The sequence below is a fragment of the Reinekea marina genome (assembly GCF_030409715.1).
Classification (GTDB): Bacteria; Pseudomonadota; Gammaproteobacteria; order Pseudomonadales; family Natronospirillaceae; genus Reinekea; species Reinekea marina.
Genome location: NZ_JAUFQI010000001.1, coordinates 1,264,880 through 1,278,555, shown reverse-complemented (window position 1 = coordinate 1,278,555; position 13,676 = coordinate 1,264,880). Strand labels below are relative to the sequence as shown.

At 45.2% G+C, this 13,676-nt stretch carries 13 protein-coding genes; 5 read left to right on the top strand and 8 right to left on the bottom strand.

The annotated features are described in order from the left end of the window. Positions 1 to 85: 85 nt before the first annotated feature. Positions 86 to 1,927 carry an RNA polymerase sigma factor RpoD gene (gene rpoD / locus QWZ13_RS06685; RefSeq protein ID WP_216001217.1) on the top strand — a complete coding sequence of 614 codons (1,842 nt, stop codon included), beginning with the start codon at positions 86 to 88 and terminating at the stop codon, positions 1,925 to 1,927. Next, positions 1,854 to 2,033, top strand: coding sequence for a hypothetical protein (locus QWZ13_RS06680; protein WP_290281074.1), 180 nt, complete (start codon positions 1,854 to 1,856; stop codon positions 2,031 to 2,033). Before rpoD ends, QWZ13_RS06680 begins: the two co-directional genes overlap by 74 nt. On the opposite strand, the gene QWZ13_RS06675 is transcribed toward QWZ13_RS06680, so the two are convergent. After that, the gene (locus QWZ13_RS06675) at positions 2,001 to 3,290 is read right to left on the bottom strand and encodes a cystathionine gamma-synthase family protein (RefSeq protein ID WP_290281073.1); all 1,290 of its coding nucleotides are present in this window, start codon (positions 3,288 to 3,290) and stop codon (positions 2,001 to 2,003) included. The two genes, QWZ13_RS06680 and QWZ13_RS06675, sit on opposite strands and share 33 nt — an antisense overlap. A 147-nt stretch (positions 3,291 to 3,437) precedes the next feature. Next, positions 3,438 to 4,178, bottom strand: a complete 741-nt coding sequence (locus QWZ13_RS06670; protein ID WP_290281072.1) for a VC0807 family protein — start codon at positions 4,176 to 4,178, stop codon at positions 3,438 to 3,440. 66 nt (positions 4,179 to 4,244) lie between these two features. Between QWZ13_RS06670 and QWZ13_RS06665 the strand changes: the two genes are divergently transcribed. Together QWZ13_RS06665 and QWZ13_RS06660 are read left to right on the top strand one after the other, a co-directional pair. Further along, positions 4,245 to 4,958, top strand: a complete 714-nt coding sequence (locus QWZ13_RS06665) for a tRNA (adenine(22)-N(1))-methyltransferase TrmK (protein WP_290281071.1) — start codon at positions 4,245 to 4,247, stop codon at positions 4,956 to 4,958. 131 nt (positions 4,959 to 5,089) lie between these two features. Beyond that, the gene (locus QWZ13_RS06660; RefSeq protein ID WP_216001221.1) at positions 5,090 to 5,539 is read left to right on the top strand and encodes an Hsp20 family protein; all 450 of its coding nucleotides are present in this window, start codon (positions 5,090 to 5,092) and stop codon (positions 5,537 to 5,539) included. Between the two features lie 48 nt (positions 5,540 to 5,587). Here QWZ13_RS06660 and QWZ13_RS06655 read toward each other — a convergent pair whose 3' ends face one another. The 3 genes from QWZ13_RS06655 to QWZ13_RS06645 all read right to left on the bottom strand — a co-directional run bounded on the left by QWZ13_RS06655 (position 5,588) and on the right by QWZ13_RS06645 (position 8,459). Next, positions 5,588 to 6,133 carry a sugar O-acetyltransferase gene (locus QWZ13_RS06655; RefSeq protein WP_290281070.1) on the bottom strand — a complete coding sequence of 182 codons (546 nt, stop codon included), beginning with the start codon at positions 6,131 to 6,133 and terminating at the stop codon, positions 5,588 to 5,590. Next, complete coding sequence (locus QWZ13_RS06650) at positions 6,130 to 7,779, bottom strand: glycoside hydrolase family 13 protein (protein WP_290281069.1); 1,650 nt, start codon at positions 7,777 to 7,779, stop codon at positions 6,130 to 6,132. The genes QWZ13_RS06655 and QWZ13_RS06650 overlap by 4 nt, the downstream gene beginning before the upstream one ends. A gap of 68 nt (positions 7,780 to 7,847) precedes the next feature. Beyond that, positions 7,848 to 8,459, bottom strand: a complete 612-nt coding sequence (locus tag QWZ13_RS06645; protein ID WP_290281068.1) for a LysE/ArgO family amino acid transporter — start codon at positions 8,457 to 8,459, stop codon at positions 7,848 to 7,850. 90 nt (positions 8,460 to 8,549) lie between these two features. On the opposite strand from QWZ13_RS06645, the gene QWZ13_RS06640 reads away from it, so the two are divergent. Beyond that, the gene (locus tag QWZ13_RS06640) at positions 8,550 to 9,422 is read left to right on the top strand and encodes a LysR family transcriptional regulator ArgP (RefSeq protein WP_290281067.1); all 873 of its coding nucleotides are present in this window, start codon (positions 8,550 to 8,552) and stop codon (positions 9,420 to 9,422) included. A 3-nt stretch (positions 9,423 to 9,425) separates the two neighbouring features. Here the strand turns inward: QWZ13_RS06640 and holA are convergent, their stop codons facing one another. The 3 genes from holA to leuS form a co-directional block, all read right to left on the bottom strand. Next, entirely contained in the window at positions 9,426 to 10,334 is a 909-nt protein-coding gene (holA, locus tag QWZ13_RS06635; RefSeq protein ID WP_353959009.1) for a DNA polymerase III subunit delta, read from the bottom strand. A 107-nt stretch (positions 10,335 to 10,441) separates the two neighbouring features. After that, positions 10,442 to 10,936: an LPS-assembly lipoprotein LptE gene (locus tag QWZ13_RS06630; protein ID WP_290281066.1), complete on the bottom strand. Its 495-nt coding sequence runs from the start codon at positions 10,934 to 10,936 to the stop codon at positions 10,442 to 10,444. Beyond that, positions 10,926 to 13,493: a leucine--tRNA ligase gene (leuS, locus tag QWZ13_RS06625; RefSeq protein WP_290281065.1), complete on the bottom strand. Its 2,568-nt coding sequence runs from the start codon at positions 13,491 to 13,493 to the stop codon at positions 10,926 to 10,928. Before leuS ends, QWZ13_RS06630 begins: the two co-directional genes overlap by 11 nt. Positions 13,494 to 13,676: the final 183 nt, after the last annotated feature.

Below are 13,676 nucleotides of genomic sequence, written 5' to 3'. Positions count from 1 at the left end.
CGCTCGTTGGCTAACCTGTTGATTTAATATACACTATCCGGCTATTTGCTTGCGTAACAACCACTTAATTGCTTACAGGTAACCTATGGCTGAAAAATCTCAGCGACAGTCTCGTTTAAAAGAACTGATCGCCAAAGGTAAAGAACAAGGCTTCCTTACTTTTGCCGAAGTAAACGATCACCTACCCGAGGAGATTAACTCTCCCGATCAGGTAGAAGATATCATTGCAATGATCAACGATATAGGCATTGAAGTATTTGAAACGGCACCGGATGCCGATCAACTTGCCTTAGCTGACAGTAAAGATACCGATGACGACGCAACCGAAGAAGCTGCAGCTGCATTGGCCGCCGTTGAAACTGATACCGGCCGCACAACAGACCCTGTTCGCATGTATATGCGTGAAATGGGCACCGTTGAGCTTTTGACCCGAGAAGGTGAAATTGTCATCGCTAAGCGTATCGAAGAAGGTACGCGCGAAGTCATGCAAGCAATGGCGTATTACCCTGGCGTTATCAAAGATATCATCGGCGCTTATGAAACCACTCAAAGTGAAGAAGAAGGCACAGGCCGTCTATCTGACATCTTGACCAGTTTCCAAGACCCAGACGACGAAGATCCGTTACCGGCGGCCGACTCTCCCGATGCAGTCAAAGAAGAAGACGAAGCAGTGGAAGAAGTTGAAGATGATTCCGATGACGAAGATGAAGTTGATAATGGTCCAGACCCTGAACTAGCCCGTGAACGTTTTACGTTGCTTTCAGAGCAGCTAGCAACCTTAGAAAGCATCATCGAAGAAAAAGGTCGATATTGCAAAGAAGCCAATGAAGCGCTAATTGCCATGGGTGAAAACTTTTCTTGCTTTAAGCTTACGCCTAAAGCGTTTGAAGAATCTATATCGCCGATCAAATCTGCTGTTGCTGAAATTCGCGATCAAGAACGCCGCATCATTCAAATTTGTGTTCGTACGTTAAAAATGCCAAGAAAACAGTTTATTGAATTGTTTGTAGGCCGCGAAACCGAAGATGAATGGTTGAATACGGTATTAGAAGATCCACAGTTTGCTGAAGAAGCGTTCCGCTACGAAGTTGAATTGCGTCGTGCACAGCGTAAAATGCGCAACATTCAAAAAGCAACGGGTATCACGCTTGGCGAAATCAAAGATATCCACCGTCGTATTTCTATTGGTGAAGCGCGCGCGCGTCGTGCCAAAAAAGAAATGGTTGAAGCGAACTTACGTTTGGTTATTTCTATCGCTAAGAAATACACCAACCGTGGTTTACAGTTCCTTGATTTAATCCAAGAAGGCAACATTGGCTTAATGAAAGCCGTGGATAAGTTTGAATACCGTCGTGGTTATAAGTTCTCTACTTATGCCACCTGGTGGATTCGTCAGGCAATTACACGCTCAATTGCCGACCAAGCTCGTACCATCCGTATTCCTGTTCACATGATAGAGACGATTAACAAGCTTAACCGTATCTCTCGCCAAATGTTGCAAGAAATGGGTCGTGAAGCAACGCCAGAAGAACTGGCTGAGCGTATGGACATGCCTGAAGATAAGATTCGCAAGGTTTTAAAAATCTCTAAAGAGCCTATCTCGTTAGAAACGCCAATCGGCGATGACGAAGACAGCTCATTAGGAGATTTCATCGAAGATACCACGATGGATGCACCGATTCACTCAGCCACATCAACCGGCCTACGTGATGCAACCAAAGAAGTTTTAGCGGGATTAACCGCCCGTGAAGCAAAGGTATTAAGAATGCGCTTTGGTATTGAAATGAATACCGACCACACCTTAGAAGAGGTAGGCAAACAGTTTGATGTAACGCGTGAGCGTATTCGTCAGATTGAAGCAAAGGCACTTCGAAAGCTTCGCCACCCTTCTCGCTCAGACCATCTACGCAGCTTTATCGACGAATAGTCGAAGCCTCTGCGTTAAGAAAAGCCCAGCAATTGCTGGGCTTTTTTATTGGAAACCATTTCGCCAGCTCGCGCTAACTTACCAAGACTTTAAATGCATTGGATAAATCAGCAATCAAATCTTCTGGGTGTTCTAATCCAATAGACAATCGAATCAACCCTTCTTCAATGCCAACGTCTTTTCGCACTTCCTCGGGAACACCGGAATGCGTTGTAGAGGCTGGGTGGCTCACCAATGATTCGGTGCCCCCTAAGCTGACAGCAGATTTGAACAAAACCAAAGCGTTGATAAATTTAAAGGCATCTGTTCTCGGTGCATCCAACACAAATGAAAAAGTTGAACCTGGCCCGCTGCATTGTTTAGCGTAAACGGTTTGATATAACTCATCCTCAATCAGATTCGGGTGCAACACCTTAACCTTCATGTGTGGGTTGTTGGCCAACCACTGAGCTATTTTTAGGCCGGTCTCTGCTTCTCTTTGCATGCGAATTGACAAGGTTTCCAACGACCGTGAAATCATCCAACAAGTATGAGGATCTGAATTTAGCCCCATACAATTACGGATGGTTCTAACCGCATTGATCGTGTCACCATTTCCACACACTGCGCCAGCAACAAGGTCACTGTGCCCCCCAACATATTTAGTCAAGGAGTATACGGCCAAGTCGATTCCACGAGGCACAACCTGCGAGAATATAGGCCCCATAAGGGTGTTATCGATCGCGGTCACCGGACGCTTGCCTTGTTCGGTTTCAATCAGGTTAGCGGTTTTTACAATGAGATCTATGTCGATTAACGCATTGGTTGGATTACCTGGTGACTCAGCAAAGATCATCGCAATAGGTCCTAGCGACTTAGCCTCTTGAACAGCGGCCATAATAGAGGCTTCACTGCAACCATCATGAAACTCTACCAGCTTTATACCAAACTCGGTCATGATATTGCGAAACATAACCTCTGTGCCGCCATAAAGCGGCGAGCTGTGCATCAACACATCACCAGGCCGTAATGCCGAAAGTAGCGTGGCCGTTATAGACCCCATGCCGCTGGCGCAAACAACAGCTTCCTCTGAGCCCTCTAACAACGCTAAACGGTCTTCCACCATCTCTACGTTCGGTTGATTGAATCGAGAATAGATAAGCCCCGCTGACTCACCTTCTGGGACAGGCTTTCTGCCCGATGCAACATGAAAGAATTCTTCGCCGGCTTCGGCGGTTGGGTAGCTGAACGTTGACGTCAGAAAAACAGGTGGCTTAACGGCCCCTTCAGATAAATCGGAATCGTAACCGTAGGACATCATTAACGATTCAGGGTGAAGCTGGTGTTCACCAATTCGCTTTTTGGCGTTTATTATTTTTTTCATAGCGCATACCAAATTAAAAGGGAAATTCAGTATGCGCCTATTCTATTGACTGATTGTAGCTAATAGAGTGAACACTCCTTTACATATTAGCTCAAAAATTCAAAATAAATAAAAATTTAGCATAATATGCTACCGGAGCAGTATTGTTTACTTTTTAGATTGATCCACCATCAAATCATCCAGAGGCAGGTGAGTAAGCTTCTTTAGCTGAGTAAATAAGTACCACATGGCAAACCCTAAAACGACCATGCTCGGGATCACGATGACAGGGTAACTGAGTGCTGTCATTCGACCCAACTCTTCTGCAAACTCAGTGGTCCCCGGTGCGCTTTTTAAAACTATTTTTGCCAAAATATAATTCAAAGCCGACGAGACAAAAAATGACGCCGCAACAAGATACGTTACAGTCGTCATCTTTTGCTCAAACACTTTCTCATTATTATGTTCAGCTAACGAACTGTGCACTCGATCTAATCGAAAAATTTGGTCGTTAAACAAGATAAGTTTGACCACCGATTTGTGAGACTTTTGGGAGATAATCACCGCCAAGCCAATGAACCCAGGAATAGCCGCCTCTTTGATGGCAATGTATTTTGGGTCTAGCTGCAATAAACTGATACCACCCGTCAACAAAACGCTGACAACGCCTAATACCGAAAACCCATTCACCTTTTTAGTCAGCCGCATTTCCCAAATACCGTATCCAACCGGAAAAGCGAGTGCGACAGCAATGCTGTATAGAGGGCCTAACATATCATCGCCGCTCAGCTTTGACATGATCAGTACAGGTAGCACAATATTAAACATTAGGTTGCTTAAAAAGCCGCCCTGTTTAGCTTTTGCTGGCTTTGCTGCTTCCTGTGCAGGTGAATTATCGCTATGATCCATCTTTAAGTTACCTTACTTCTGTTTAGGCGACACTTTACCTTAATTTTTTGAATTCGGCACGACTCAATGACCCATCTCCCGTTAAAAACTAAGTTAGGTACCCGCCTTCGACATTTGGTTGAATCCATTCCGACCGATACTGAGCTTGTTTGGGATATGTGCTGTGACCACGGAGCACTGGGGAGAGCTATTATTGAATCTCGCCCGCAATGCCAAGTCATATTTAATGACATTCACAAAGACATCATGGCTCGCTTAAAGGAACAGCTGATTCAACTCAACGCCCAACGATATCGTTTGGCAGTTTGCCCAGCTGAAGCCGTCTCGCTTGAAGAGACAAGTAGGCAAGTTGTGGTCATCGCTGGGATTGGCGATGAACAAACCATTACTATTTTAGAGGCCCTCCGCACGCAAGCCCACGCCAAAAATTGCACCTTTATTATATCCCCCACGACTAAGGTTGCACTGGTTCGTCAGTATTTGATTGGTGCTGGGTTTTATCGTGTGAATGAGTCCATCGTGACTGAAAACAAGCGTAGCTATGAAGTTATTACCGTTGCAACCCAGCAAACTCAGCATGCGCAACTCATGACTGAAAAAAATGGCGATCTTATCGGCCGGTGCTGGCAACCGATCGAATCGCATCGACAACACCTTAAGAAACTCATTGGCTACTACCAAGGGCAAGCATTGAATCCTGAAAAAGCTTATGCCAAATTTTTATTACAACGTTATAAATTACAATTAAAAAATTTAAACGAAAGCATTGAAAAAAACTAATTCAATCTCATATTTAGGTTAGCGACGCCGAATTCGGGTTGCGAATTTAAACCAGTCTGTTGTGTAACCTAAGTTAGCAACAGCATATATCCGCTGAATATTCAGCACTAATGCTCACTAGGAGATTAGCTATGAGAACTGCATTTGATTTTTCACCTTTATACCGAAACACTGTTGGCTTTGATCGTTTTGCATCGTTACTAGACAGCGCAGCACAATCATCCAATAACAGTACAAATTACCCGCCTTACGATATTGAGTCGACCGGCGAGAACACTTACGCCATTACAATTGCCGCTGCTGGTTTCACAGAAGATGAACTCAACATCACCAGTGAAAATGGCACCCTTGTTGTGAAAGGCAAAAAAGAAAAAACCGACGAAGAACGCAAATATTTACATCAAGGCATTGCCTTCCGTTCTTTCGAGCGCAAATTTCAGTTAGCCGACCATGTAGAAGTCACCGGTGCGAATTTGCAAAATGGTTTGTTAAGAATTGATTTACTCAAAGAGCTGCCTGAAGCCATGAAGCCAAAGAAGATTGCTATCAACAGTAATCGAGTTTTAGAGCAAAAAGCTTAGTACGATACACAAGAACCTCTAGGGTAACTCTAGAGGTTCCATTTAGCTTTAACGTGCAGGGTTGCCTTTTACGACACAGCCTTCTGCAACATCTTTAGTAACAACACTCCCTGCTCCAATGACCGCATTTTTTGCAATGGTTACCCCGGGCAATATAATGGCCCCTGCACCTATCCAAGCATTTTCCCCAACATGAATTGGCTCAGCCCATTCAACACCGCTTTTACGTTGCTCTGCATCAAGGGGGTGTTGCACCGTACAAAATTTAACTCCCGGCCCTACTAACACATGATCGCTCAATACAATGGGCGCGACATCCAAAAATACACAATGCGCGTTTACGTAGACTTGTTCACCAAAAGATAAATGGCAACCGTAATCTATATGCACACCCGCTTCAATAAAACACCGCTTTCCTACTCGTTCAAACAAGCCGAACATGTGCTTTAGATGGCCTTTACTCGGTGCGCGATTAAATTGCGCTACGCTCTGTCTAATTAAGGCTCGTTGTGCAACCAATTCAGAATCGAACGGATTAAAGGATTCCCCGCTTCGCATTTTTTTCCACGAATCGCTTAGATAGGTTTGGCTCATTCAGTCCTCATTATTATGGCTTGCCAAGGTAACAACTCCGACATAGTCATTGAGTCATAGTTATTCAGTGTAACTTGCCACGGCGTATTGACGATATGATTGGGAAGATCTAGGACTGCTTTTTCGTCAGACAAATTCACCAACACCAGTATTTTTGTTTCGTTCTGATCACGAAGAAAGGCAAAGACCTGCTCGCAAGATTCCATGATGGGCGTATAGCGGCCATACACAAGCACTTTGTTCTCTTTTCTCAGAGCAATCAACGATTGATACCACGGCCAAATACCTTGAGGCTGCTGTTGCGCTCGCGCTACATTGATTTCTGGGTAATTGGGGTTCACTTTCAGCCAAGGATTACCGGTTGTGAAGCCGGCATGCTCTTGATCATTCCACTGCATGGGAGTTCGAGCATTATCCCTCCCCATTAAGTGAATACTGCGCATGAGGGATTTTGGTTCAGCACCTTTTTGCAACTGTTCGTTATACCAATTAAGTGTCTCTAAATCTTTATACTCTTCAATAGAATATTGTACGTTGGTCATACCAATTTCTTCACCCATATAAATATAGGGTGTGCCAGGCAGCGTTAATGTGACGGCGGCTAAAGCTTGCGCACTTTCTATTCTAAATTTCTGTTCATTGCCAAATCGACTGACAGCTCTAGGTTGATCATGGTTCATCCAAAACTGACTGTTCCAACCATCGCCATCCAAACCTTGAATCCAACGGTTTAGTATTTGCTTTAAAGCCACTCGAGACCAGGTAGGCTGAACATCCCACTTGGTATCTCCATGATCTAGGGCCATGTGCTCCATTTGAAAGATCATGTGCAATTCTTTTCGGTCGGCACCGACTAGCTTTTTGCCTTCCTCAACATCAACATCAAAACATTCGCCTACGGTCATACAGTTATAATGCTGTAACACTTGCTCATGCATTTCCCGCATGAATTCGTGTTGCCGTGGACCGTTCATAAAATGTTGACCACCCCACTCGAGTTGAGACGGGTCTCCCACGGAAGGAAGCTCAGGGTTTTTCGAAATCATATTAATAACATCCATTCGGAAGCCGTCTACGCCCTTATCAAACCAGCGTCGCATCATTGCATAAATGTCTTTCCGTAATGCTTCATTTTCCCAGTTCAGATCTGGCTGTTTTTTGGAAAACAGGTGCAAATAGTATTGCTCACTTTCTGGATGATACTGCCAAGCAGAACCTGAGAACACGCTGACCCAATTATTGGGAGGCTGATGGTTCACACCATCTCGCCAAAAGAAATAATCTCGGTATGGGCTGTCGGGGTTATCTTTGCTTTCGATAAACCAAGGGTGCTCGTCGGAACAATGATTCACAACCAAATCCATAATTAACTTGATACCACGCTGGTGTAAACCGGCCAACAAGGCGTCAAAGTCTTCCATGGTTCCAAATTCGGCCATAATGGATTCGTAATCGGAAATATCGTATCCATTATCATCATTGGGCGATGCGTACACTGGGTTGAGCCAGACGATCGTTACGCCCAATTCTTGGAGGTAATCAAGTTTACTGATAATGCCTTTCAAGTCGCCCACGCCATTGCCCGTGCTGTCCGCAAAACTGCGTGGGTAAATTTGATAAACAACACCTTCTTTCCACCAAGACATAGCGAATCCTTTAATCGGTTAAATGTTTAGATTAAAAGACTGGTCTCTATACGCCTAGTTTTAATTCTTCAGTGGGTTGATTTTAACAATGACCAAGCCACCCAAAACATGATTACTCCTATGATCGCATCAAATATTTGCCAACGAAGGGGCGATATCAGCCAAACACTCAGTGGCTTACCCAGTGCCGCCAACATTAAAAACCAAGCCACCGAAGCACTGGCCGAACCCAGCCAAAATATCCATGGCTGCTCCTGAATAGCGGCAATATTGCCGATGAGTACTACGGTATCTAGATAAACATGCGGGTTTAGCAAAGACAGCGTCATCGCCAGAACAATCACATGAGAGCGGCTTTTAACGGCCGCTTCAGGCCTACTGACTTCAAGCCCTTGATGTGTCGTGAACACACGATAAAAGGCTTGTATACCCAACCCAATTAACATCGCCACTCCGATGTAAGTCAAATACGGGATAATAGACGGCAATAGTCTCTGGATATGACCAAGAGCGACGACCCCAACAGCCATTAGCAGGGCATCGATCGTAAAACACACGGTGGCAATGGTATAGGGATATTGTCGCCGAATACTCATGCCAAGTACCCATGCGTTTTGCGCGCCAATGGCGACGATAAGACCAATGGCAACCACAAAACCAGATAAATATTGAGCAAACATATAAAACTCCTAAGCGATGGTAACTCTCAGTTTAATAAGCTATATTCAAACAATCCAATTAATATTACTTTAAGGTTATTAATCTAACTTATGATGGATTATAAAGCGCTGCACGCGTTAGCTGCGGTTGTTCGCTGCGGTGGATTTGAACCCGCCGCAAAAGACTTGTGTGTGACCCAATCTGCTGTAAGTCAACGGGTAAAAGGCTTGGAAAATCGATTGGGTCAACCTGTGTTAATTCGACAGACTCCGCCTATCGCTACTGAGCTGGGTCAAAAACTAATCAGTCATTTGCATCGTGTTGAACATTTAGAAAAAGACTTAACCCTTGCCAACCCTCAAGTAGACCGAGTTCATGCGCGTATCGCCATTAACGCCGACTCAATGGCGACATGGTTTCCTGAAGCCATTGGTAAGATCACTGACGAAATGGACGTCGATATCGTTATCGCTGATCAAGATAAAGGCATCGAACTCATGCGTCGTGGTGAGGTACTGGCCTGCTTGTGCTCTGAAGATACCGCTATAAATGGCGCCAGAGTGGATCGCCTTGGCGTTGTGCGTTACCGTGCCTATGCCAGCCCAGATTTTTTGCTAAGGTATAAAATACTCGACCAGCCCGATAAATTGCACTTAGCGCCTTGCTTGCAATTTAATGAAGACGACAAGTTACAACATCAATTTTTAAACATGCTCGGTATGCCCGACCCATTGAATCCTATTCGCTGCCCCTCTTCCGAAGGGTTTGTGCAAATGGCCGCCAACGGCTGTGGCTTTGGTATGATCCCTGAAATGCAAGCGGCCATAGGGGTTGCCAGTGGCAGTTTGATTGACCTAGCTCCTACAAGCCCAATTGATATACCTCTCTATTGGCATACTTGGCGATCTGGTGGGTCAGCCATGAAACGGCTGCGCGCATCGGTCATTAAGTCGGCACACCGTTGGTTAAGACAAGACAGGTGATGGTTAGAGACTGTAAGCGGCTATTTGCGGCGCGCTGACTGCAACGGTGAGCTCACTGAGCTTATCCCACGGGTCAGCCTTGATCTGGCCTTTTATCATGGCATCTATCTCAGAGCAGGCCAGCAAACATTGTTGATAGTGAACAAGACTAGCGCGATTCAAAGCCTGCCTATAATCATTTTGCCGTTTATCAAACACGCGCAGACGCTTAAATGCAGAGGCTAAGCCCTGTGGCCCGGCTTCAGCAAGTTCAATAACCAGTCGCAATTCACGCGTTAACAGCCACAGTACAATTGGAGGCTCGACACCTTCGCCTCGCAACCCCGATAAGATTTTGAGTGATCGAGTTAAATCACCTGACAACATGGCACTGGCTAAGTCAAAAACCGTATAACGAGAGCTGTCTGACACGCTGGCCAAGACTGTTTCTGCGGTAATATTCTGGTTGTCTGTTAGCAACGCTAGCTTTTCTATTTCTTGCTTCGCCGCCAATAGATTCCCATCAATTCGCTCAACCATCAATGCGATGGCGTCTTGATCGGCCGTTAAATTCATTTGCGCAAAGCGCTGTTTTAACCAGCCGCCCAATTGATGATGCTCAATAGGCCAAATGGGTACCCACCAACCGGCTTCGACCAACTTGTTAAACCATTTCGCTTTCGATTGCGCCGCTTCGATACGGTCAGAAATAATCAATAAACAATTATCGGGGTTCGCCGTCTCGATGTACTCCATCAACGCCTTACGACCTTTGTCGTTGAATTTACTGGTTAAACGCAATTCAATCAGCTCTCTATCACCGAACAGAGACATAGATTGGTTCGAAGCAATCAGTTCAGCGCCGTCAAATTTGGCGTCTACTTCAATCACTTTACGTTCGGTAATGCCAGCTTGCTTAGCCGATGCTCGCACTAAATCACTGGCTTCTATCACTAACAGAGGTTCATCTCCACTTAGCCATATCACCGGTGGCAATGCGGATTGATTGAGTTGAGTCGATAATTGAGCCACCGATAATTTCATTTCGGAGACTCCGGCGATAGCTCAAGCTGATCAGGCGTTATTCGACTGAGTTGAACAACAAAACTGTCGGCGAGATTTTCAAATAATTGAATTTGCAACAGATTCAAAGCGCTGTCCGACTCTACGTTTGACTCGCTTGCAACTGCTGTGCTGATATGCCTGTACACAATCGTCTCACCCCACGCATTGGTGACGCTCCATATTGCGGTTGCACGCAAACTGCGCACTTTACCCAACACACTGTCTGCCACATCCAATGCATGCAAGGTTAACAGTACATCCGCTGGTTTATTCGACAACTCTGCTTGATAGTTTGCTAGAGCTCGTTTTAACACCGGGTAAAAACGATCGGCGTCAATTTCTGCCTGCCAAACAATGGCCTTAAGACCAACATCTAATACCGCTTGTTGTCTCAGCTGGTATCCGCAGGCTGATAGCATAACGATCAACCCACTGATAACCAAAGATGACTTTAGAAACTTAGTTTGCAACGATACTTACCAACTTCTTTGGTACAACAATTACTTTGCGAATCGTTTTTCCATCGGTAAACGACTGTACACGCTCATCGGCTAAAGCCATAGCTTCGAGTTCATCCTTCCCAGTGCTTGCGCTCACTTCGAGCTTCGCACGCACCTTTCCATTTACCTGAACAACATACAACAAAGTATCTTTCACCAATGCCGAAGAATCGACCACTGGCCATTGGGCATCAATAACGAGATCATCATGACCTAGCTGCTGCCATAGCTCTTGGCAAATATGAGGCGCAATGGGCGATAAAACTAACACCGCTGTTTCTAATGCCTCTCCGATCACTGGAGATTGTCCATCGAAACGATTTACCGCATTGATCAATTCCATCACTTTAGCGATGGCTGTATTAAAGGTTTTGCGCTCACCAAAGTCGGCGGTGACGCCTTCTATGGTTTCATGGGTTTTACGTCGTAATGTTTTTTCGGCTTCGTTTAAAGTAGCTACGTTTAGCTCAGCATGATCGCCTTGTTCTACAAACTGATGAACCGCACGCCATAAGCGCTCTAAAAACTTCTTCGAACCTTGCACGCCCGATTCCGTCCATTCCAAGGTTTGCTCTGGAGGCGCGGCAAACATTGAGAACAATCGAACGGTATCGGCACCGTATTCATCAATAGCAGCCTGGGGGTCTTTCCCATTCATTTTAGACTTAGACATTTTAGCGATGCCACCGAAGGTCACTGCTTCACCTGTCGACTTTTGAACACCACCAATTACCTTACCTTGATCATCTTTGGTTGGCTCGACGTCATCAGGTGAAACCCAAACACGAGTTGAGCCTTCCATTTTGTACCATGTTTCCGCTAAAACCATGCCTTGACAAAGCAAGTTGGTGAACGGCTCATTGGATTCGACTAAGCCTTCATCACGTAATGCTTTATGGAAAAAGCGAGCGTACATAAGGTGCATCGTCGCATGCTCAATGCCGCCAATGTATTGATCTACCGGTAGCCAGTAGTTAGCTTCTTTCGGCTCAAGCATGCCTTCGTCGTAATGAGGCGTGCAGTAACGCGCAAAATACCAACTTGACTCCATGAAGGTATCAAATGTATCGGTTTCTCGTATCGCTGGTTGGCCGCGCCATGTGGTTTGCTCGAACTCAGGGTTATTCTTGATGGGTGAATTCGAGCCATCAAACACTACATCATATGGAAGTTCAATCGGGAAGTCTTCAGCAGGTTTGGCTTCGCCATCAACATACACAACCGGCACTGGCGTGCCCCAATAACGTTGTCGACTTACGCCCCAATCTCGCAAACGATAATTCGTTGTAACAGAGCCTTTACCGGCATTGGCCAATGCGCTTGAAATCGCCTCAAATGCGGCATCAAATTCAAGGCCATTGAACTCACCTGAATTAATTAAGACGCCTTTCTCAGTGAAAGCGGCTTCAGACAAATCACAGGTTACTTCCGAGCTTTGCGCTGGCTCTACAACTTGCTTAATACTTAAGCCGTATTTGTTTGCGAATTCATAATCTCGTTGATCGTGACCTGGAACAGACATTACTGCGCCTGTACCGTAATCCATTAATACAAAATTAGCGGCCCAAACGGGTACTTCTTCACCCGTTAATGGATGAATCGCCATGACGCCAGTGGCACAGCCCTTTTTCTCCATGGTGGCCATATCAGCCTCGGAGGTAGTAGAGGTTTTACATTCTTCAATAAATGCGGCTAACTCTGGGTTTTGTTCAGCGGCTTTCGCTGCAATAGGATGCCCAGCGGCAACGGCCACATAAGTAACACCATAAAGCGTATCGGGGCGTGTCGTATAAACTTCCAACGATTCATCGCTGTCTTTTATGGTAAAGCTCAGGTTTACGCCTTTCGATTTACCGATCCAGTTTCGTTGCATCGCGACAACTTCTTCTGGCCAGCCTGTTAAATTATCTAACTCAGAAAGCAATTCTTCGGCATAGGCGGTGGTACGCACAAACCATTGGTCCATCTCTTTACGCTCTACCGGCGTATCGCAACGCCAACAACAGCCATCATGAACCTGTTCATTCGCTAAAACGGTTTGATCGTGAGGACACCAGTTTACAAAGGAAGACTTTTTGTAAGCGAGATCTTTTTCAATTAACCGAGTAAAAAACCATTGCTCCCACTTATAATATTCCGGTTTACAGGTCGTGACTTCACGACTCCAATCGTAAGCAAAGCCCAAGGTTTTTAACTGGTCTCGCATGTAGTCAATGTTTTCAAACGTCCATTTAGCTGGCGCAACATTATTTTGTATCGCTGCATTTTCAGCTGGCATTCCGAACGCATCCCAACCTATGGGTTGTATTACATTTTTGCCTTGCATGCGTTGAAAACGACTGATGACATCGCCAATGGTGTAGTTACGAACATGCCCCATGTGCAGCGCACCGCTGGGGTATGGCAGCATAGACAGGCAATAAAATTTTTCTTTGTTGCTGTCGACAACGGCCTTAAAGACCTGCTTTTCATCCCAGACTTTCTGGATTTTGCGCTCAATTGAGGCGGGGGAGTAACTAGCTTCCATGGATTTAAAAACTCACATCGTTAACGAATGAATGACCAAGCGAATGGCTCAGACTTAAGAGTCGTAAGAATACCCTAGTCGTGCGGTCTTTTAAACGGCAAAGGCTTAAGAATAGGGGCTTTAAAAAACCATTGACCTTACATTAGAACAATATAATATTAGAAAAATCTAATTTACATAACA

Coding starts and splice junctions, on each gene's coding strand:
- QWZ13_RS06655 (WP_290281070.1), bottom strand. CDS start 6,133: ATGAGCCAAACCTATCTAAGCGATTCGTGGAAAAAAATGCGAAGCGGG.
- QWZ13_RS06645 (WP_290281068.1), bottom strand. CDS start 8,459: ATGTTTGCTCAATATTTATCTGGTTTTGTGGTTGCCATTGGTCTTATC.
- rpoD (WP_216001217.1), top strand. CDS start 86: ATGGCTGAAAAATCTCAGCGACAGTCTCGTTTAAAAGAACTGATCGCC.
- QWZ13_RS06640 (WP_290281067.1), top strand. CDS start 8,550: ATGATGGATTATAAAGCGCTGCACGCGTTAGCTGCGGTTGTTCGCTGC.
- QWZ13_RS06660 (WP_216001221.1), top strand. CDS start 5,090: ATGAGAACTGCATTTGATTTTTCACCTTTATACCGAAACACTGTTGGC.
- QWZ13_RS06650 (WP_290281069.1), bottom strand. CDS start 7,779: ATGTCTTGGTGGAAAGAAGGTGTTGTTTATCAAATTTACCCACGCAGT.
- QWZ13_RS06670 (WP_290281072.1), bottom strand. CDS start 4,178: ATGGATCATAGCGATAATTCACCTGCACAGGAAGCAGCAAAGCCAGCA.
- QWZ13_RS06665 (WP_290281071.1), top strand. CDS start 4,245: ATGACCCATCTCCCGTTAAAAACTAAGTTAGGTACCCGCCTTCGACAT.
- leuS (WP_290281065.1), bottom strand. CDS start 13,493: ATGGAAGCTAGTTACTCCCCCGCCTCAATTGAGCGCAAAATCCAGAAA.
- QWZ13_RS06675 (WP_290281073.1), bottom strand. CDS start 3,290: ATGAAAAAAATAATAAACGCCAAAAAGCGAATTGGTGAACACCAGCTT.